The following is a 20,051-nucleotide window of genomic DNA, read 5'->3' as shown; positions in this document are numbered from 1 at the left end:
GAGCCCCAGAAATCGGGTCATTGGATGCCCTCCGAGCGGCCACGTCGCCGCATTTCCCAGGGGTTCCGCAGGCGGGCGGAGCGGTTCCGCCCCATATGCGCTCACCAGCAAAACGACCTAGGCTGGAGGCCTACGTGCCCTCACCATGAACTCGCGGGCACGAGCCATTCGGCACGCACTGCGGACCCGCGCTCTGAGACGCAGAGCGCGGAATAACGTGCCGCCGATAGAAAGCAGGAGCATATGCAGCCTCAAGAACGAATTCGCCACCCCCTCGCCGTGAGGAACGTCAGGGTACTCTCCAAACGCAACGTGACCGACACCATCCTGTCGGTGACCCTCACTGGAGAAGACCTCGACGGGTTTGTCTCGGCGGGGCCAACCGACCACATCAAGCTCTTCCTGCCCGACCCGGCAACTGGCATCCTCAATGCCCCCTGGCTCACCGAGGATGGCGCTATCCAACGCCCAGACACCGGCGTCTCCATCTCGCGCGACTACACGCCGCTGCGTTTTGTTGCGGCAACAGCTGACTCGCTTGCAACGCTCGACATTGAATTTGTGCTGCACGAAAACCCGGGCCCCGCAACGGTATGGGCGCAGGGTGCCGCTGTGGATGACGAGGTCGTTGTTGCCGGCCCCCGCGGCTCGGTCTGCGCCCCCTCCGACGCAGCGCGGGCCATCCTCATCGCTGACGAGTCGGCCCTGCCTGCCGCCACCCGTTGGCTTGAGCTGCTGCCAGCATCCACCAGGGTAACCATCATCGCCCAGGGCGAGGATGACTCCATCGACGCCTACTTCTCGGCTGATCAGCGCGCCAGGGCATCCATCGAGTGGCTCTACCGCGAAGACGGGCCAGGTCAACTGTTGGAGGCCGTGCGATCGCTCGACTTCGACGCGGACACGTTTGTGTGGGCGGCGGGCGAGGCAAGCGAACTCATCCCTGTGCGCCGTTACCTGCGCGCAACACTGGCGGCGCTGCAGGCTTCATCGCCAGCCGTCGCGGCGGCCGCCCCGGCTGACATATCGGCCGCCCCCGCGGCGCAGCCCTCGGCTTCGTCCCCCGCGGCTTCCCCGGCGGCGCAGCTCGCCACCCGCCTCTCGGTCCAGGGCTACTGGAAGCGCGGCGTCGTCAACCTCGACCACCACGCCCCGCTCGACGAGTCCGACCCGGACTAGCCTGCCGGGCTGGCATCCGCTCATCCACTCATCCACTCATCGGTTCGCCGCTCGTTGCGATTTTTCGGCCGGATTATCGCAACGAGCGGCGAACGGATGTGCCTAACCATCCTCCAGCTCGAAGCGCCCGCTCGATCCGCTGGGCCGTTGGCGCAAAATCCCCTCGCAGGTGGCGAGCTCGCACACGCAAATAACTCCAAGCCTCGGCGCGAAACCCTTCCTCTCGGTCGATGTCATGCTCATACTGCCGAAGGTCGGTGCGATGTTGATCGCCGTCGTATTCGACGATGACGCGCCACTCCGGATAGACAAGATCGACGCGTCCGAGCCGCTGACCGGCTTGATCGAAGATCACTTGATTCAGTCGCGGCGCAGGCAATCCTGCGGTTTGTATCTTCAGGCGAAGAAGCGTCTCCATTGGCGAATCGCTGCCAACACGAACATCAACAAAGGCAAGGGCAGCGCGGCGTTTGCCCGGCCCCCGATAGATCTCCAGGCGGTGCCGCAACCTGTCGAGGTTCACAAACGGCCTCGGCTCGCGCATTTCACAAAATTCAGGCACCTGTACGAGGTAATCAGCCGCCGCGACGAGCTCATGATGAGTGAGCGAGCCGGCCAAGCTGAGCCACATGGTGATGGGGTCGACTGTTGGATATCCGTACCGGGACACGATTGATACCGCAGGGTCAATCGTCCGATGCCCAACAACACCGGCGATGCGGCGTTCCCGCCCGGTCCTGACGGTCGTTATATGGATCGGGGTGCCGTCGTTGCATTTCGCAGTTGGAAGTGGGACACCCCAGAGCACGGCTGCGGTGTGATGACTCAAGCACTCATCTGGCCGCATAATCAGCAACAGCGCAGCACAGCGATCAAAGAAGGTCGGATTTGGCACGCTCCTGAGACCAACATACGGTTTGCCATACGGCCCAGCTCGAAGTTCATACGGGGTGACCCCGGCGGCAAGGCCCTGCGCAACAGTGAATGGTTGGATTGGAGGGTGCATCCGCCCACTCTGCCAAGCCTTCAGACAGCGCGCAGAAGTTATCCACAGATTTCAAGCTGGTCGTCTGAGGAGATAGCTCTAGGCGTTCATCCGTTCGCCGTTCGTTGCGAAAAACTGGCCCAAGAATCGCAATGAGGGGCGAACAGACGGCGCAGACAGACAAACAGCAGCCCCGCGTCAGTGACTGTCCGGCCCCGGCCAGATGCTCGGCGCCTCAGCGCGCGTCGGCGGCAGGGTGGATGCGTCGGACCAGTCCTGCACCCACTGCGGCATCCGGTTGGCGGGCACATCGGCAACACCGAGGCCCTCGATGACTTCGGCTGCGGTAAGGGTGCCACCCGTTTTCTTCAGGAAGCGCGCCCGCACAAAGGCACGCGCGTAGATTTCGCCCTTTACAACAAAGCGCTGTTCCATGTAGAACGACTTCACGTCGTGCCCAACAATCTGGGTCTCCACGACAAAGGCCTGCCCAAGCTCAAGCGACTTGCGGTAGGTGATGTTCTGAGAAACCACAACGGGATACCAGCCCAGCTCGCCAAGCTTTTTCCACATGCCAGACCGGTACATGAGGTCAAGACGACCGAGGTCCATGATGGAGAGGTAGCGGCCGTTGTTCATGTGGCGCAGCACGTCGAGGTCGGTGAACTTCACCCGAAAGCGCACGCGCCCGAGGTCCCAGGGGCCAACGCGGCGGCCGCGCTTTGAACGGATCGACAGCAGCAGCATCCGAAAGATCATATTCATTCCGACAGACTAGGCCGAGCCTCCGTCAAAGGGGTTTACGTCCGCAACTCTTTGTCAGCACCATCCATAACCGCAAGCAATGCTCGCTCAAACTTGTTGGGCATTGTCCAACATCGTGGGCTCTGGGAATCTGGTGAAACACGCACAACCGTGCACGATTCACCTTCGCCCCGAGCGATCCTCCGAATCCCAACTCCCCCGATTTTTCCGGACCATAAGGATGCCCAGCCATGTCAGTAGATCACATCACCTGGGCGGGCGAGGCCCTCAGAGCGCTTGATGTTGAGGCAAACCGGAGCGCCGATACGCATATGCGGCTCTTTCCGCTTCCCGCCGAGTGGGGCATCGATCTGTACGTGAAGGATGAGTCTGGTCACCCAACCGGCTCCCTCAAGCACCGCTTGGCCCGCTCCCTCTTTGTGCACGCCATCGCCAACGGCAATCTTGGGCCGAACAGCACGGTTGTTGAGTCGTCGAGCGGGTCAACTGCGGTGTCTGAGGCCTATTTTGCCAAGCTGCTTGGCCTTCGGTTTGTTGCCGTGATTCCTGAGGGCACGAGCCCCGAGAAGATGCGCCTCATTGAGCAGTTTGGTGGCGTCTGCCATCCGGTGAGCGCGCCAACGACCATTTGGGAGGAGGCGCTTCGTCTCGGCGCCCAGGCGGATTGGCACTACATGGACCAGTTTGCGAACGCCTCCGTCGTCACCGATTGGCGGGGCAGCGACAATATTGGGGCCTCGATCTTTGATCAGCTGTCGCGCGAGCGATACCCGGAGCCAACCTGGATAGTGGTTGGCGCCGGAACAGGAGGCACCAGCGCCACCATCAGCAGGCACTGTCGCTTTCGCAACAGCCAGACCCGCGTGGCGGTTGTTGATCCTGAGGGTTCGGTGTTTTATCAGGCGTGGGCGGAGGGTCGCAACGATCTTGTGAGCGGCGGTTCCCGCATCGAGGGCATCGGTAGGCCACGCGTTGAGAAGTCGTTTGTGCCGACGCTGATTCAGCACATGGTGCGGGTTCCGGATGCCGGTTCTTTCGCCGCGATGCGCCTGCTGCACGAGATCACTGGCCTTCGCGCCGGTGGTTCGACGGGCACAAACCTCTATGGGGCGCTTCAGATTATTTCCCAGATGCGGGAGGCCGGCGAGCGCGGCTCTGTGGTCATCCTGATGTGCGACGGCGGCGAGCGCTACCTCGACACGCATTACTCGCCGGCGTGGCTTTTGGCCAGAGGTATCGCCCCGGAGCCGCATCACGCGATGCTGCGCGGCCTGCTCACAACCGGCGTCTGGGTGGATGTCTCGGACGCAGCCGTGGACGCACGGGTCTAGCTGGGCACCGTCATCCCCCACCGCTCCCCGCCGAGCTCGAAGATTACGTTGAGCGTCGCCGCGATGCTTGGCACGTGACGGGCGGTTGGCGAGGTCACGAGGTGAATGCGGCGCGGCCCGATGGGCGGGAAGCGCCGCAAGAAGACGCCGTCGGGGATTGGCACACCGCTCAGGGCAAGGCGTGACACGAGTCCAACGCCGAGGCCGCCGCCAACCATGGCGAGCAGGGCCGCGTAGTTCTCGGTTTGCAGCGGGGCGGTAGCGTTAAACCCAACGTCTTCGCAGACCTCAAGCAGGTGCTGTTTGCAGCGCTCGCATCCGGTAATCCACTTCTCTTCTGAGAGCTGGTCGAGCGAGAGCTGGGCGTCGGGTCCCCAGCGCGATTCCGGCAGCGCGAGCATGATTTCGTCTTCGAACACGGTGGCAACCGCGAGACCGGTGGTGCTCGCCCTGTGCGGGTCGTCGTGCTTGCCGGTGTAGGAGAACGTGAGCACCACATCCACTGTTCCGTTGCGCAGCATTTCGACGGCTTCAGGCGGCTCGGCCTCAACGTAACTCGCGGCGATTCCTGGGTATCGGTCGGCAAGCTCAAGCAGGATGGCCGGGACGATGGTTGAGGATGCGGTCGGGAACGCCGCGATCCGCACCTGCCCGGTTCGCATCCCCGAGAGTTCGGCGAGTTCTTCTGAGACGGCTTTCACCGCTGAGTTGATCGTGATGGCATGCCTGGCGATCACGCGGCCGGCCTCGGTGAGTCGAACGGATCGCCCAACCCTGTCGATGATGGGCAGTTCAAGCCGCGACTCAAGTTTTCGGAGGTGCTGGCTCACGGCCGGCTGGCTGTAGCCGAGGTATTTTGCGGCGCCGGTGATGGTTCCGGTGTCTGCGATGGCCTGCACGATCCTAAGGGTTTGCAGGTCGAGGGCGTAGTTGGCAACGTCGTCAACACTCATGACGGTTTCCTCATTTCACACGATTCTTCTGCGCTTCCCCGCGCGATCGTCGCGCGGGCGCTTGCCCCCGGGGGTTCGCAAGGGCGTTAAACCCCAACGAGGCTGCCAAACCCCTTCGTCCGTTTGTGCGGAGGAAGGGACGAGGCAACCTCGCGGGGGCGGGTTACGTTACTTCCAGTTTGGGGGCATGACCCAGCCCTCGTATACGGGTTCGCCCAAAACATAGTCTTTGAAGGCCTGCGAGTTGTAGGCATCCGCAACGGCTTTTGCCCAGTCTTTGTCGAGGTCAGCCGTCATCACCGACGTGATGAGTTGGGTGTCGTCCGAGAGCACCTTCTCGACCGCGAGGGCTGACGAGATGAGGCGTCCGGAGGTAGTGATGTAGTTTCCGTTGATGACGGCAAAGTCAACGTCGGGCAGCGAGGTGATGGCCTGCGCGAGGTCGAGGGGCTTGAAATCAAGGTTGTACGGGTTCTCCTCGATGTCGTTGAGGCTGAAGGTCGAGACCTCTGCCCCTTCGCGAAGCGTGACCCAGTCGATGCTTTCGAGCAGCGACATGGCGCGGTGCAGCGTCGCCGGGTCCTGAGGAACAGTCACCGACGAGCCGTCTTTCACGTCGTCGAGGCTCTTGTGCTTATCCGAGTACACACCCTGGGGTGCGGAGGGGATGAAGTTAAGCTTCGACATGTCACTGTCGAGTTCTTTGCCAACCGAGTCCATGTACGACGTGTTTTGGAAGACGGTGAGGTCAAGCGACCCCTCCTTCATCGCCGGGTTGAGCTGCAGGTTTTGCGAAAATGACTGCATGTCTACCTTGTAGCCCTCTTCTTCGAGGATTGGCAGGATGCCGTCGCGGAACATCTGTTCGTACAGGCCGACCCCAAAGCCGACCCTGATGGGGGCCGACTCGTTGGAGTCTTTGCCGTCGCCGGATGCCGGGGAGCAGGCGGTGAGCATGAGCGCGAGGGCCGCGCTTACTGCGATCAGGCGTTTTTTCATGGTGCGTCTCCTTACATTGGTGCTGCGTGAGTGCTGTGTTGATGTGCTGTGTAACGGTGTTGCAGGAAATGTTGCTGAGTCTGTGGTTGGAGGATGCGCGCGGTCGCGGGAGCCGAGGCCGTTAGCGGGGAGCCGAGGTCGTTAGCAGGGAACCGAGGCCCCTAGCGCGTCGCCCCGCGGAAGGCGTGGAGCGCCGATTCTGAGGTGCCTGAGCTGATGGCGCAGTCGGGAGTAAGCACAAAGGGCCTCCCCGCATTCGCCGCAAGCGCCTCTGCCGACTGCTCGTTGATCGAGACGATGTCGCCACGGTCGAAGGCGTGCCGCGAGACGCCGCACACGGTTGGCAGGCTCAGCTCGGCATCGACCGGCAGGTTGCCTTCCGCGTGGGTGTCCCAGCTGAGCGCATCCACCGGGTAGCTCTGGAAGAACTCGGGCCTCGCATGGTCCCCACACGTGTGCAGGATGCTGCGCATGCCGGGTGCCGCGGTGAGCACCGTTGCGTCGTGGGGCACCGAGAACCGTTCGAACTGCTCAGGAGTGAACAGCGCGGCGGTGCTCGTGGTTGCGAAGAAGATGCCGTCGACTCCGTCGGCGTGCAGCTGTTGGATGTACCGGGCGAGCCCGTCGGCGATTGCCGCAAGCACGCGGTCGGTCTCGTCGGCGTAGGTCTCAAAGAGATCTTCTCGGCTCAGGCCGTCGACGCTCGTGTTGGTGAAGCCGTTGTTGGTGATGGGCAGTCCCGCGAGCAGCAGCAGGATAGAGAGCGGCGAAAAGATTGTGGCGAGCACTGGCGTGTCCGGCAGCGCCTCCTGCACGAGCGCCATTCCGCGCGCCTGCTCAACAAGCGAAGGGCTGTTGATGGGAAGGGTGTCGGGGAACGCCGCGAGGTCTTCTGGCGTGGTGAGCACCGACTTCACCAGGCGGGGAAAGACCCAGTCGATGGCGTTGTAGTCGTATTTGTTGCCCCAGGCCTCTGGCACGTAGATGGCCCGCGGGTTGTATTTGATCCAGTCCCAGTCGAAGGTGCGCGCGTAGTTGATGGTTGCGGCTGCGAGCGTCTCTGCCTCGTTCTCGTCGGCGAGAAAGTGACACCAGGTACTCATGAGCGTGCGGCTGGTTGGCTGGCCATCCATGACCTGGTTGAAGAGTTGGCGTTTGGTTTGTTCCGTCATGACGGGCTCCTTTGAAGATTTGGGGTAGTCAGTGATTGGCGGTGACGGTGTCAGGCCTTGAGGTTAGCTGCGGCGCACCTTGCGAGCAGCGAGGTTGCCGACGCTCTGCATGCCCTGCACAAAGAGCACAAGCACAACAACCGTGACGACCATGACAAACGTGTCGAAGCGCTGATAGCCAAAGACGATTGCGAGGTCACCGATACCACCACCGCCGACAACGCCGGCCATGGCAGTGGCCCCGAGCAGCCCGATGATTGCCGTTGTCATCGAGAGGATGAGCGAGCCGAAGGCCTCAGGCAGCAGGAAGCGCCAAATGATCTGCACCGGAGTTGCCCCCATCGATTCGGCCGCCTCAATGATGCCGCGATTCACCTCAAGCAGTGAGTTCTCGACGAGGCGCGCGATAAACGGTCCAATGTAGAGGATGAGCGGAACGATCGCGGCTGCGGTCCCAATGGAGGTGCCAACAATAAATCGTGTGAGCGGAATGATCGCAACCATGAGGATGATGAACGGCACCGAGCGGATGATGTTCACAACCGGGTTGGCGATGTTGTAGACCGCCTTGTTTTCGGCGATGCCACCCGGCCGTGTGACGACAAGGAGGATGCCAAGCGGGAGGCCGATGGCGATTCCGCCAAGGAACGAAAATCCGAGCAGCTGGGCCGTTTGGTAGAGGCCTTCAAGAAACTGGTCGAGGGTGATCTGAGTATCAAACATGGGTAGCCACTTCCAATACGGTGATGCCGGTTTCCCGGAGCGCGGTGAGCCCCTCGGCAATCTGCTGCTGGGTGCCGGAAAGCTTCAGCACGAGGATAAGAATTTTGGTCTGCTGCACTGAGACGGTGTTTGCGCGCAGGATCTGGGTCTGCAGTCCGTGGTTCGCGCCGAGCAGGTCGATGAATGGTTCGTTGAGCGCGTCGCCCATGACTTCGAGCTGCACCACTCGCTCGTTGGCGTTTGTGGTCATCTGTTCTTCAACGGCGACATCGGTTGACATCACGGTCTGCACAAAGTTGCGGGCGGTTGGATGCGTTGGGTGCAGAAACACGTCGAGAGTTGGCCCAAGTTCAACGATCTGCCCGTTTTCCATGACGGCAACGCGGTTGCAGATCTCCTGGATGACCGACATCTCGTGCGTGATGAGCACGATCGTGATGTTGAGCTCCTTGTTGATGCGCTGCAGCAGCGCGAGGATCGACCGAGTGGTCTCGGGGTCGAGCGCGGAGGTTGCCTCGTCACACAACAAAATCTTCGGGTTCGAGGCGAGCGCGCGCGCAATTCCAACGCGCTGTTTTTGTCCGCCTGAGAGTTCGTTTGGGTAGCTTGAGCCCTTATCTTCGAGCCCAACAAACGCGAGCAGTTCGGCGACTCGGGGCTCGATCTCGTGCTTTTTCTTGCCCGCGAGGATGAGCGGCATGGCGACGTTGTGGGCTACGGTTCGCGACTGCAGCAGGTTGAAGTGTTGGAAGATCATCCCAATCTCGCGCTTCACCCCTCGCAGCTGTGATGGCGAGCACGACGCGAGGTCGGTTCCGTCGACAATAACGCTGCCGGATGTTGGCCGTTCGAGAAAGTTGACGAGGCGGATGAGCGTGCTCTTTCCAGCACCGCTGTAGCCGATCACGCCAAAAATATCGCCCTTATCGATCGTGAGATCCACGTGGTCGAGCGCTGTTATTTTCTTCTGTGCACGTTCGTACACCTTGGTTATGTTGCGAAGCTCAATCATTGCTGAAATCTCCTGTGCTGCGGCGGTTGTCCCGCACGATGCCGTTGACGTCTCAGTTGCGCCCGGTATTGCTGTTGCATCTGCTCTGCTTCGGTGCGAGAGCTGCGCGGTCCGGGGACTGTGTGCGGCGGCCTGACTCGAGTTTCTGTTGCCAACGAATGGTCCGGGTCTCGGGTTCGTGTGACAAGAAATCTGCTGTTAGAAGCCACAATCCCATAGGCCAATGGCAAGGACAATGACAGTTCGTCAACCTCTCCCATTAGCGTCAGTTATGGGTTCGAATCGCCGCTCAGAGGGCTAGTAAGGTTCTGGGTAGTGTGCTCTAATGAGGGCATTGGCACGGCAAGAACGGTCCCCAAAAGGGCGATTTCTCGCCGCTTCTTGACTCGAAACTTCACCTGCTGTGACCTATCACTCTGATTCGCTCACGAAAGAAAGTCGCCATGCAAAAACTGATTAATCACGTTGACCAGACCGTTCGCGAAACCCTTGAGGGGCTCGTCATGGCAACCGACGGGGTCGCCCTGCTCGGTTCGTCGCTCACGGTTATTCGTTCGGATGCCGATGCTCGGCGCGACAGCAGGGTCGCTATTCTTTCCGGCGGCGGGGCCGGGCACGAGCCGGCACACGCCGGCTACGTTGGCTCAGGCCTGCTCACTGCCGCGGTGAGCGGCGACGTCTTCACGTCGCCCTCAACCGACGCCGTCTACGATGCCGTCATGAGTGTTGGCGGCGAGGCCGGCGTGCTGCTTGTGGTCAAGAACTACACGGGCGACATCCTCAACTTTGGGCTTGCGGCGCAGCTGGCAGCGGCAGACGGCGTTCCCGTCCGCACGGTTGTCGTTCGCGACGATGTTGCCCTCATTAACCTGCACGGCGACGAGGCCCGCCGCGGCCTTGCTGGCACTGTGCTTGTACACAAGGTTGCCGGGGCGGTCGCCGAGGCAGGCGGCTCCCTCGACGACGTTGCGGATGCCGCTCAGGCAGCGGCCGACGGTCTCTGGACGATGGGTGTTGGCCTCGGGCCGTGCACGGTTCCGGCGGCGGGCACCCCCAACTTCACGTTTGAGGGGGCTCAGATGGAGCTCGGGCTTGGCATTCACGGCGAGGCCGGCGTGACGCGCACCGATCTTGCGCCAGCGGATGAGGTGGTCGAGACCCTCCTCGACTCCATCACGGCTGCTGGCGACTTTGGCAAGGATTCGCGGGTTGCGCTCCTGGTCAACGGCTTAGGAGCCACGCCGAGCATGGAACTCTCCATCGTGACGAGGGCAGCGCTCAACTCCCTCGCGGAACGCGGCATCGTCGTTGAGCGGGTGTGGACCGGCAATTTCCTCACGGCGCTCGATATGCCTGGTTGCTCGCTCACGCTGCTGTCGGTTGACAACAACCGCCTCGCGCTGCTTGATGCGCCGGCACGTTCGGCCGCGTGGGTGCAAGCCGTTGCGCCGGCGTCCCTCGCCGAACGCGTTCTTGAGGCCAACGTTCGGCCGCGCACATCCAGCGGCAATCGAGTGGATGCCTCGGCGAACTCGGCGCCGACCACCGACGCGGATCGGGCAGCAGCATCCACAGCGGCCGCGCTGCTTGAGGCCGCCTGCGCCGCGCTGCTCGACGCGGAGCACCTGCTCACCGAGATGGACCAGATCGTTGGCGACGGCGACCTTGGCATCAGCCTCGCCCGCGGGGCAAAGGCGATCAGGGCAGAGGTGCTGCCCGGCGCGGCAGACCGGAGCGCCGCCGAAACGCTCAGGCTCGTGTCAACGACGCTGAGCCGGGTTATTGGCGGAACCTCAGGCCCGCTCTACGCAAGCCTGCTCTTGGGCGCCGCGCGCACGCTGGGCCAGGGCGACGCATCAGAGGCCCGCCTTGCAGAGGCCTTTAGTACCGCCGTCGGCTACGTCACCAATTTGGGCGGGGCCACAGTTGGTGACCGCACCATGATGGATGCGCTCATCCCCGCCGCCGAGGCGTTTGCGAGCAGCATCCATGACGGAGCCTCCACGTCAACCGCTCTCGCCTCAGCGACGCGCGCCGCAGTAGCAGGGGCAGAGTCAACCGCGGCAATGACCGCGCTCAAGGGCCGCAGCCGCTACCTGGGCGAGCGAGCGGTTGGCACGGCAGACCCCGGAGCTCAGGCCGTTGCCATCTGGCTGGCGGCCGTGAGCGCCGAGCTCAACTCGCGCGGTTAGGGCGTTGCTGCCCGGCTGGTGGTTGCTACTTCCAGTTGGGCGGCATGACCCAACCGACGTAGGTGTCGTCACCCTCGACATATTCGCGGAACTCCTGAGAGTCGTACGCCGAGGCAACATCCTTTGCCCAGTCGGTATCAAGATCCTTGGTGAGCACAGAGGTGATGAGCTGCGTCTGCTCGTCCATGGTCTTCTCGACCGCGAGGGCCGAGGAGATCAGGCGGTCGGAGGTGGTGATGTAGTTGCCATTGATGACCGCAAAGTCGACGTCGGCAAGCGAGGTGAGCGCCTGCGCGAGGTCGAGCGACTTCCACTCGAGGTTGTACTTATTTTCGGTCACGTCGTTGAGGCTGAACGTGGCAACGTCGGCGTCAGGGTTGGTCTTGACCCAGCCGATGCTCTCAAGCAAGGCCATGGCGCGGTGCAGCGTTGCCGGGTCCTGGGGAACCGTCACGGTTGCGCCGTCCTTGACGTCATCGAGCGACTTGAACTTATCGGAGTACAGCCCCTGCGGCGCCGACGGGATGAAGTTGAGGCGCGACATGTCGCTGCCAAGCTCGGCACCAACCGAGTCCATGTACGAGGTGTTCTGGAAGATCGTAAGGTCGAGCGATCCTTCCTTCATGGCTGGGTTCAGCTGCAGGTTCTGCGAGAACGACGTGATTTTGACGTCGTAGCCTTCGTCTTCCAGAATCGGAAGGATGCCGTCGCGGAACATCTGCTCGTACAGCCCGACGCCGAAGCCGACGCGGATCGTCTTGCTGTCGCCGCCGGCCGCGTCATCGTTTGCGGCCGGCGCGCAGGCGGTGAGGCCGAGGGCCAGCACCGCGCTGAGGGCGGTTCCGAGCAGGAGCATTCGTTTCTTGATCACGTGATTCCTTCGCTGTGGGGTGTGGATGCAGGATGTTCTTGGGGCGTTAGTCGCGGCGAACGCGGCGGGCCGCAAAGTTGCCAAAGCTCTGCATTCCCTGCACAAAGATGACAAGGATAGCGACGGTGACAACCATCACAAAGGTATCGAACCGCTGATAGCCGAAGACGATTGCAAGGTCGCCGATGCCACCGCCGCCAACAACTCCGGCCATGGCCGTCGCGCCGAGCAGCCCAATGATGGCGGTGGTCATCGAGAGGATGAGCGAGCTTGTGGCCTCCGGCAGCAGGAAGCGCCAGATGATTTGGAACGGCGAAGCGCCCATCGATTCGGCCGCCTCCACGATGCCGCGGTCGACCTCAAGCAGGGAGTTCTCTACAAGCCTGGCGATGAACGGCCCGATGTAGAGGATGAGCGGAACGATCGCGGCCGTTGTCCCGATCGACGTCCCAACAATCAACCTGGTGAAGGGGATGATCGCCACCATGAGGATGATGAACGGCACGGACCGCACGATGTTCACGACCGGGTTCGCGATGTTGTAGACGGCCTTGTTGGGCGTAATGCCGCCTGGCCTGGTCGCGACGAGCAAAATACCGAGAGGAAGCCCGATCAGCACGCCGCCAACAAAGGAGACGCCAAGCAGCTGACCCGTCTGGGCGATGCTCGTCAGGAACTGTTCGAGGGTGACCTGCGTGTTAAACATCGGCGCTCTCCTCCAGCACGGTGATGCCAGCGGATTCGAGGTAGGCGATGCCGGCGTCAATCGCGCCGGGCTCGCCGCTCAGCCGCAGCACAAGCACAAGAATTTTCGTCTGCTGCACGTAGACGGTGTTTGCGCGTTCGATGTGTGTGCGCAGCCCAAAGTCTGGCTTCAGGCGGTCAATGAACGGCTCGCCGAGTGCGTCCCCAAGCACCTCAAGCCGCACGACGCGTTCGCCGTCTACCTGGGCGACGGGCTCGTCATCGATCGACATGATGGTGCGCACAAAGTTGCGGGTGGTTTGGTGTCCGGGGCGCAGGAAGATATCGAGCGCCCTGCCTTCCTCAACGATGTGGCCGTTTTCCATGACCGCGACCCGGTTGCAGATCTCCTGGATGACCGACATCTCGTGCGTGATGAGCACAATCGTGATGTTGAGCTCGCGGTTGATGCGCTGCAGCAGGGCAAGGATGGAGCGGGTTGTCTCGGGGTCGAGCGCCGAGGTGGCCTCGTCGCACAGCAGAATCTTGGGGTTTGAGGCGAGGGCACGCGCGATGCCGACGCGCTGCTTCTGCCCGCCTGACAGCTCGCTTGGGTAGCTTGCGCCGCGGTCTTCAAGCCCAACAAACGCCAGCAGTTCGGCGACGCGGGCCTCGACCTCGTGCTTCGGCTTGCCGGCGAGGATGAGCGGCATCCCAACGTTGTGGCTGACCGTGCGAGACTCAAGCAGGTTGAAGTGCTGGAAGATCATCCCGATCTCGCGTTTGACCTCTCGCAGCTGCGACGGGGAACGGTCGCCGAGCACAAGGCCGTCGACCTCAACGTCGCCGCTTGTTGGGCGTTCGAGGTAGTTGATGAGTCGGATGAGCGTGCTCTTTCCGGCACCGCTGTAACCGATCACGCCAAAGATATCGCCCTTATCGATCTGGAGGTTGATGCCGTCAAGGGCGGTGATGGTCTTTTTGGCGCGCGTGTACACCTTCGTTACATTGCGAAGCTGAATCAACTGTATGTTCTCCTGGGCCCCTGCGAGTGGGGAAGCTGCGACAAAAGTCTGCCGCGATGAAGTCTACAAGCGCCTCGCGAATGCGCAAGGGTTATGTCGCTGTGTGACGGCAACCTTTGGCAGGGTAAAATCGAGGTATGGCCACCCCCAAAATCTTGTTGTACTACGTATTTGCGCCCATCGCCGACCCAGAAGCTATCCGCCTCTGGCAGCGCGAACTGTGCGATTCCCTTGGCCTGCGCGGCCGAATCATCATCTCAAAAGACGGGCTCAACGGCACGGTCGGCGGAGAAATCGACGCGTGCAAGCTCTACCTGCGCCGCACGAAAGAGCACCCCGCGTTTGCCAACCTCGACGTGAAGTGGAGCGACGGCACCGGCTTCCTTCCAGAGCCAGAGCAGAAGCTGCTCGGCCGCAGCCGTCAGGCTCCGTGGCGCATCAGCACCGATTTTCCTCGCCTCAGCGTGAAGGTCCGCGACGAGATCGTAAGCTTCGGCGCACCAGAAGAGCTCGTCGTTGACAACGCTGGGGTTGTTGGCGGCGGCACCAAGCTCAAGCCGCAAGAGCTGCACGACCTCATGGAGCGCAAGGGCGACGAGGTGGTCTTCTTCGACGGCCGCAACGCGTTTGAGGCCGAGATCGGCCGGTTTAAAGATGCCGTCGTGCCAGACGTCGCCACAACGCACGACTTCGTGCGCGAGCTCGACAGCGGCAAGTACGACCACCTCAAGGACAAGCCCGTTGTCACGTACTGCACCGGCGGCATCCGCTGCGAGGTCCTGAGCGGGCTCATGAAAAGCCGCGGCTTCGACGAGATCTACCAGATCGACGGCGGCATCGTGCGCTACGGCGAGACCTTTGGCGACAGCGGTCTCTGGGAGGGTTCGCTGTACGTCTTCGACGACCGGGTTTCGATGGATTTCAGCGACAACACCAAGGTCATCGGCCGCTGCTACCGCTGCGAAACCCCAACGAAGAACATGCACAACTGCGTCGAGCCGAGCTGCCGCGAGCAGCTGGTCGTCTGCGAGGCGCACGAGGCACAGACCACGTGCGAGGCTCATGTGGCCGTGCTCGGCTAGCGACGCAACCGCGACTCACCGCACTCAGCATCGCGCATCCGCCACTCGAATTGGTCGGATGCGCGAGGCTCGCGGCTACGCCTCGATTCGGGCGAGGGCCGTGCCGGCCTTCACGTAGTCGGCTTCAGATCCGAGGCGGGCGATCGTTCCGGCTCGGTGGGCAAAGACCTGCGTCTCCATCTTCATGGCTTCCATGACCGCAATAACGTCGCCCTCGGCAACCGCCGCACCGTTGGCAACCTGCCAGTTAAGCAGCGTTCCGGTGATGGGGGCGGCAACAACTGCCGGGTCAGACTCGGCTTCTGGTGCCGCCTGAGCGACCTCAGCCTGAGCCGAGGAGACCGCTACGCCGCTCAGCAACGAAGCTGGCAGCCCAAGCTGTACCCGCCGCCCGTCGATCTCAACAAACGTGCGGGTGAGGGCCTCCGCTGCCGCGGGCTCAACCCGAGGCGCAATGGTGATGGCCTCCGCAAAATCCGTCTCGATCCAGCGGGTGTGTACGCCGAATGAGTCGGCAGACGTGAAGTCGGCATGGTTCATGACGGCCTCGTGGAAGGGCAGTACCGACGCAACACCCTCGATTGTGAACTCGCGAAGGGCCCTTCGGGCGCGCGCAATGGCCTGTTCCCGCGTCGCACCAGACACGATGAGCTTCGCCATGAGCGAGTCAAAGGTTCCAGGAACCGTCGAACCCGATGCCACACCAGAGTCGACTCGAACGCCGGGGCCGGAGGGCGCGGAAAACGAGGTGATGGTTCCCGGGGTTGGCAGGAAGCCGCGGCCGGCATCCTCCGCATTGATCCGGAACTCAAACGAGTGCCCAACTGGCGCTGGCGTTTCGGTGATCGAGAGCGGAAGGCCGTCGGCTACGCGCAGCTGCTCAACGACGATGTCGATTCCGGTGGTCTCTTCGGTTACGGGATGCTCAACCTGCAGGCGCGTATTGACCTCAAGGAACGAGATGGTGCCGTCGGCGCTCAGCAGAAACTCAACCGTTCCGGCGCCAACGTAGCCGGCCTCTGCGCAGATGGCCTTCGCCGAGCTGTGGATGCGCTCGCGCTGCTCGGCGGTCAGGAACGGCGCCGGCGCCTCCTCGACCAGCTTCTGGTTGCGGCGCTGCAGCGAGCAGTCGCGCGTGCCAAGCACCACGACGCTTCCGTGAGTGTCTGCGATGATCTGCGCCTCGACGTGGCGGGGGCGGTCGAGGAACTGCTCAACGAAGCATTCGCCACGGCCAAAGGCGGTCACGGCTTCTCGCACGGCTGACTCGAAGAGTTCGGCGACCTCGTCCATGCGCCAGGCGACTTTGAGGCCCCGGCCTCCGCCGCCGAATGCTGCCTTGATCGCGATTGGCAGGCCGTGTTCCTCTGCGAACGCAACGACCTCGTCGGCTCCTGCAACAGGGTCTGAGGTCCCCGAAACCAGCGGGGCGCCAACGCGCTCTGCGATTTTGCGGGCGGCAACCTTGTCGCCGAGCAACTCGATGCTGCTGGGTGACGGCCCGATCCAGATGAGTCCCGCGTCAAGAACGGCCTGCGCAAATTCGGCGCTCTCCGAGAGGAACCCGTAGCCGGGGTGAACCGCGTCGGCGCCGGAGCGCCGCGCGATCTCGATGATCTTTGGGATGTTGAGATAGCTGTCGGCGGGGCGGTCGCCGTCGAGCCCGTATGCCTCGTCGGCGAGGCGCACGTGCAGGGCATCAGCATCCACATCGGCGTAGACGGCAACTGAGGTGACCCCGTAATCGGCACAGGCCCTCGCAATTCGCGTCGCGATTTCTCCGCGGTTGGCGATGAGTACTTTCTTCACTTGCTGTCCTTCACGTCGCTGATGGGGTTAAAACGGATGCCGGCACCGATGGGAATCTGCCCGGCGAGGTTGAGGTGGTACGTGGCAACAGAACCAATCACGGGGTAACCGCCGGTCAGCGGGTGATCGGCGAGGAACAGCACAGGCTGCCCGCTTGCCGGCACCTGAATGGCCCCAACGGCGGTTCCCTCGCTGGGCAGCTCGGTCGTGATCGACCGTTCGAGGGGAACCTCTGCGGAGAGGCGAAGCCCAACCCGGTTCGATTGTGCCGTCACCCGCCAGGTCTGTGCGCCGAACGTGGCGACGGCGTCTGGGGTGAACCAGTCGTCGCGCGGGCCCATGACCACATCGAGTGTCACGGTCTCGGCCGCGCTCGGCAGCTGCGGGGGTTCGGTCAGCAGGGGCTCGATTGCGGCTCCGCCTACAGCCTGCCGCACCGGAATCACTGCGCCGGGGACGAGGGGCGCTGGGCCGATGTTGGCAAGCGTGTCGGTTGCGCGGCTGCCAAGAATCGGAGGCAGATCGAAGCCTCCACGGACGGCAACGTAGCTCCGGGTGCCCCGCTCTGGCTCGGACAGGAGCAGCTGATCGCCGTCCTCAAGCACAATGGGCTCATACCCTCGGCGTTGGCGTTTTGTTCCGTCAGCGGCAAGAAGCGTCAGCAACGTGCTCGCGCCGGCGACCGCAACCACGTTGTCGCCGATGCTCTCAAGGCGCAGGCCGCCGTCAACGGTTTCGAGGCAGGCCTCGTCCGAGGCGTTTCCGACAAGACGGTTGGCAACGCGAAGCGAGGTGCGGTCGAGGGCGCCGGAAGCCGAGACTCCCTGACCGGCCTGACCAGGTCGACCAAGGTCTTGCACAACGGTTTGGATGCCGGTCGCCCGCATCCGGAGGCCCTGCAGCACCGCCGATTCTGGCTTCGCCTCTGGCGTGGATGCCTCAGGCGTGGATGCCTCTGACTGAGCGTCCCCCGCGGCCACGGCGATCTGCTCGGTTACCGGCACAAACTTCACCCGATATCCCGGCTGTAACAGCGCGGGAACCTCGCGCGCGAGGTCCCACATCGGCACATCAGTCACCCCGATGATCTGCCAGCCACCAGGGCTCGCCTGGGGGTACACCCCGCTGAACATTCCGGCGAGGCCGACCGCGCCCGCAGGAATCCTCGTGCGCGGCACGGCACGGCGAGGAACATCCAGCAGCGGATGCCCGCCTGTGAGGTAGGCAAACCCAGGAGCAAACCCGGTAAATGCCACGGTGTACTCCGAACCGGCATGCATCGCGACGACCTCATCTGCCGAGACGCCAAGCAGCCCGGCAACATCGTGGAGGTCATCCCCGGTGTAGGCCACCGGGATCTCAACCAGCTGCCCGACGGTTGCCGTGCGATGCCCGAGGTCTCGGCCTCGAATGTTGTCGGCAATCTGCGCGGCGCTCACGGCACCGGGGCGAAACGTGACCAGGATCGTGCGGGCGGCAGGGACAAGCTCCTCGACCCCGTGGATGGGATGGGCGTTGAGCGAATCAAGCAGGGCAAGGGTGTCGTCAAGATCCGCGAGCTCAACAAGCATCGCGTCGCGATTGACGGGCAAAAATCTCATGGGGGACTTTCCGCTGGGGTGCAGCAGGTTAGACGTGATAGGTCGAGTCGGCAACGTCGGTTACAAACATGTATCCGGGAGCATGGGTCACCGCGAAGGGAACGCCCGACGCCATGACCGCGGCCTGCGGGGTGACACCACAGGCCCAGAACACGGGAACCTCGCCGGGCTCGATGCGAACCGCGTCGCCAAAATCGGGGGCTGCGAGGTCGTTGATGCCAAGCAGCGCCGGTTCGCCGACGTGCACCGGCGATCCGTGCACCGAGGGGAACCGACCGGAGATCGTCGCGGCATCCGCGACTCGATCCGCCTGAATCGGGCGCATCGAGACCACCATCTCGCCCTTGAACCGCCCGGCCGGGCGGCACTGGCGGTTGGTGCGGTACATGGGAACGTTGGTGCCGTCGGTGATGTGCCGCACCTCAATTCCGGCCTCAAGCAGCGGCGTTTCGAAGGTGAAGCTGCAGCCGATGAGGAAGGTCACGAGGTCGGGATGCTCCGCCCACGCTGCCGACGCATCGGTGACTTCTTCGGCAAGCTCGCCGTCGCGCCACACGCGATAGAGGGGGATGTCGGTGCGCAGGTCAGCGCCATCGGCAAGCATGGTGCTGTGCGAACCAGGGTCCGACACGTCAAGCACAGGGCAGGCCTTTGGATTCCGCTGGGCGTAGAGCAGGAAATCGTAGGCCCAGTCCTTCGGGAGCGAAATCATGTTTGCCTGGGTCATGCCTGGCGCGATGCCTGCGGTTGGCGCGACAAACCCTGATCGGTACATGGCTCGTGCCTCGCGCGCGGCCGTGACAGCGGCGATTCGGGCGTCTGCTACTGCGGTCATTTGTTGCCTCCGTTTGCGGTGCCTGAGTTGTGCCCCTCGATAAACGAGCGGATCTCGATGCCGGCCTCGGTCAGCACCTCACGCACGCGCCTGGCCATGGCTACCGAGCCCTCCGTATCGCCGTGCACGCAGATCGAGTCGGCCTGCACGCGCGCAACGGACCCGTCGATGGCGGTGACGGTGCCCTCTGTCACGAGCTGCAGCATCCGTTCGGCCACCTGTTCGGCGTCGTGCAGCACCGAGCCAGCCTCTCGGCGGGAAACCAGCACGCCCTCCGGTGTGTAGGCCCGGTCGGCGAAGGCCTCGGCAACGCAGCGCAGCCCTGCCTCCTCTCCAATCCGCAGCACGGTTGAACCGGCCAGCCCCATGAGCACGAGGCTCGGGTCAACCTCGCGGATGGCCTTCACCACATCGGTGGCCTGCCGCTCGTCGTGGGCGATGGTGTTATACAGCGCGCCGTGTGGCTTGACGTAGCTCACGGTGGCGCCCGCCGCGGCGGCGAGGCCTTTGAGCGCGCCGATCTGGTAGACAACATCCGCGATCAGGTCGCGACTGTCAACATCCATGTTGCGGCGGCCAAAACCGGCCAGGTCTCGGTACGCAACGTGGGCACCGATGGCAACGCCGTTGTCACGGGCCGCGCGGACGGTGTCCAGAATCGCGGCGGGGTCGCCGGCATGAAACCCGCAGGCAACGTTGGCGCTCGACACGATGCTGAGCATGGCGGCGTCGTCGCCAAGCGACCACCGGCCAAAGCCCTCACCGAGGTCACTGTTCAGGTCAATTCGGCGAAGTCCAGCAGCGCTGGCTGTTGTGCTGTTCATGGCAATACC

General features: G+C 63.0%; 18 protein-coding genes. 4 read left to right on the top strand and 14 right to left on the bottom strand.

All coding sequences use genetic code 11. The features are described 5' to 3' along the window. Positions 1 to 243 precede the first annotated feature (243 nt). Positions 244 to 1,179, top strand: a complete 936-nt coding sequence (locus FHX76_RS13975) for a siderophore-interacting protein (protein WP_243848803.1) — start codon at positions 244 to 246, stop codon at positions 1,177 to 1,179. 73 nt (positions 1,180 to 1,252) lie between these two features. On the opposite strand, the gene FHX76_RS13970 is transcribed toward FHX76_RS13975, so the two are convergent. Further along, a complete protein-coding gene (locus FHX76_RS13970; protein ID WP_167151595.1) occupies positions 1,253 to 2,185 on the bottom strand; it encodes an endonuclease domain-containing protein in 933 nt (310 codons plus the stop codon). Positions 2,186 to 2,362: 177 nt separating this feature from the next. Next, positions 2,363 to 2,929, bottom strand: a complete 567-nt coding sequence (locus tag FHX76_RS13965) for an acyl-CoA thioesterase (protein ID WP_167151593.1) — start codon at positions 2,927 to 2,929, stop codon at positions 2,363 to 2,365. Between the two features lie 230 nt (positions 2,930 to 3,159). On the opposite strand from FHX76_RS13965, the gene FHX76_RS13960 reads away from it, so the two are divergent. Then, positions 3,160 to 4,260 carry a PLP-dependent cysteine synthase family protein gene (locus FHX76_RS13960; protein WP_167151591.1) on the top strand — a complete coding sequence of 367 codons (1,101 nt, stop codon included), beginning with the start codon at positions 3,160 to 3,162 and terminating at the stop codon, positions 4,258 to 4,260. Here FHX76_RS13960 and FHX76_RS13955 read toward each other — a convergent pair. From FHX76_RS13955 to FHX76_RS13935, 5 genes are all read right to left on the bottom strand, one after another. Then, a complete protein-coding gene (locus tag FHX76_RS13955; protein WP_167151589.1) occupies positions 4,257 to 5,213 on the bottom strand; it encodes a LysR family transcriptional regulator in 957 nt (318 codons plus the stop codon). The genes FHX76_RS13960 and FHX76_RS13955 overlap by 4 nt on opposite strands. Before the next feature lie 168 nt (positions 5,214 to 5,381). Next, positions 5,382 to 6,212, bottom strand: a complete 831-nt coding sequence (locus FHX76_RS13950) for a MetQ/NlpA family ABC transporter substrate-binding protein (protein ID WP_167151587.1) — start codon at positions 6,210 to 6,212, stop codon at positions 5,382 to 5,384. A gap of 161 nt (positions 6,213 to 6,373) precedes the next feature. Further along, positions 6,374 to 7,384, bottom strand: a complete 1,011-nt coding sequence (locus FHX76_RS13945; protein WP_167151586.1) for a uroporphyrinogen decarboxylase family protein — start codon at positions 7,382 to 7,384, stop codon at positions 6,374 to 6,376. 63 nt (positions 7,385 to 7,447) lie between these two features. Then, positions 7,448 to 8,107: a methionine ABC transporter permease gene (locus tag FHX76_RS13940; protein ID WP_167151584.1), complete on the bottom strand. Its 660-nt coding sequence runs from the start codon at positions 8,105 to 8,107 to the stop codon at positions 7,448 to 7,450. After that, the gene (locus tag FHX76_RS13935) at positions 8,100 to 9,119 is read right to left on the bottom strand and encodes a methionine ABC transporter ATP-binding protein (protein ID WP_167151582.1); all 1,020 of its coding nucleotides are present in this window, start codon (positions 9,117 to 9,119) and stop codon (positions 8,100 to 8,102) included. Before FHX76_RS13935 ends, FHX76_RS13940 begins: the two co-directional genes overlap by 8 nt. A 443-nt stretch (positions 9,120 to 9,562) precedes the next feature. Here FHX76_RS13935 and FHX76_RS13930 point away from each other — a divergent pair, with 443 nt between their 5' ends. Continuing rightward, entirely contained in the window at positions 9,563 to 11,311 is a 1,749-nt protein-coding gene (locus FHX76_RS13930; protein ID WP_167151580.1) for a dihydroxyacetone kinase family protein, read from the top strand. A 25-nt stretch (positions 11,312 to 11,336) separates the two neighbouring features. Here the strand turns inward: FHX76_RS13930 and FHX76_RS13925 are convergent, their stop codons facing one another. The 3 genes from FHX76_RS13925 to FHX76_RS13915 are packed head-to-tail and all read right to left on the bottom strand — an operon-like array spanning position 11,337 to position 13,891. Continuing rightward, complete coding sequence (locus FHX76_RS13925; RefSeq protein WP_208402682.1) at positions 11,337 to 12,182, bottom strand: MetQ/NlpA family ABC transporter substrate-binding protein; 846 nt, start codon at positions 12,180 to 12,182, stop codon at positions 11,337 to 11,339. Positions 12,183 to 12,228: 46 nt separating this feature from the next. Beyond that, on the bottom strand, positions 12,229 to 12,888 hold the full coding sequence (locus FHX76_RS13920) for a methionine ABC transporter permease (protein WP_167151578.1): 660 nt from the start codon (positions 12,886 to 12,888) through the stop codon (positions 12,229 to 12,231). Then, entirely contained in the window at positions 12,881 to 13,891 is a 1,011-nt protein-coding gene (locus FHX76_RS13915; protein WP_167151576.1) for a methionine ABC transporter ATP-binding protein, read from the bottom strand. The genes FHX76_RS13920 and FHX76_RS13915 overlap by 8 nt, the downstream gene beginning before the upstream one ends. 137 nt (positions 13,892 to 14,028) lie before the next feature. Between FHX76_RS13915 and trhO the strand changes: the two genes are divergently transcribed. Next, complete coding sequence (trhO, locus tag FHX76_RS13910; RefSeq protein WP_167151574.1) at positions 14,029 to 14,973, top strand: oxygen-dependent tRNA uridine(34) hydroxylase TrhO; 945 nt, start codon at positions 14,029 to 14,031, stop codon at positions 14,971 to 14,973. Between the two features lie 75 nt (positions 14,974 to 15,048). Here trhO and FHX76_RS13905 read toward each other — a convergent pair whose 3' ends face one another. Genes FHX76_RS13905 through FHX76_RS13890 form a run of 4 tightly spaced genes read right to left on the bottom strand, consistent with a single transcriptional unit; the run spans position 15,049 to position 20,042 of the window. After that, entirely contained in the window at positions 15,049 to 16,782 is a 1,734-nt protein-coding gene (locus FHX76_RS13905) for an ATP-binding protein (protein ID WP_167151572.1), read from the bottom strand. Beyond that, complete coding sequence (locus FHX76_RS13900; protein WP_167151570.1) at positions 16,779 to 18,383, bottom strand: 5-oxoprolinase subunit B/C family protein; 1,605 nt, start codon at positions 18,381 to 18,383, stop codon at positions 16,779 to 16,781. The genes FHX76_RS13905 and FHX76_RS13900 overlap by 4 nt, the downstream gene beginning before the upstream one ends. A 28-nt stretch (positions 18,384 to 18,411) precedes the next feature. Then, positions 18,412 to 19,218, bottom strand: a complete 807-nt coding sequence (locus FHX76_RS13895) for a putative hydro-lyase (protein WP_167151568.1) — start codon at positions 19,216 to 19,218, stop codon at positions 18,412 to 18,414. Next, entirely contained in the window at positions 19,215 to 20,042 is an 828-nt protein-coding gene (locus FHX76_RS13890; protein ID WP_167151566.1) for a LamB/YcsF family protein, read from the bottom strand. The genes FHX76_RS13895 and FHX76_RS13890 overlap by 4 nt, the downstream gene beginning before the upstream one ends. Between the last annotated feature and the right edge of the window lie 9 nt (positions 20,043 to 20,051).

The organism is Lysinibacter cavernae, from assembly GCF_011758565.1.
GTDB classification, from domain to species: domain Bacteria; phylum Actinomycetota; class Actinomycetes; order Actinomycetales; family Microbacteriaceae; genus Lysinibacter; species Lysinibacter cavernae.
This window is presented reverse-complemented; position numbering and strand designations above follow the sequence as displayed.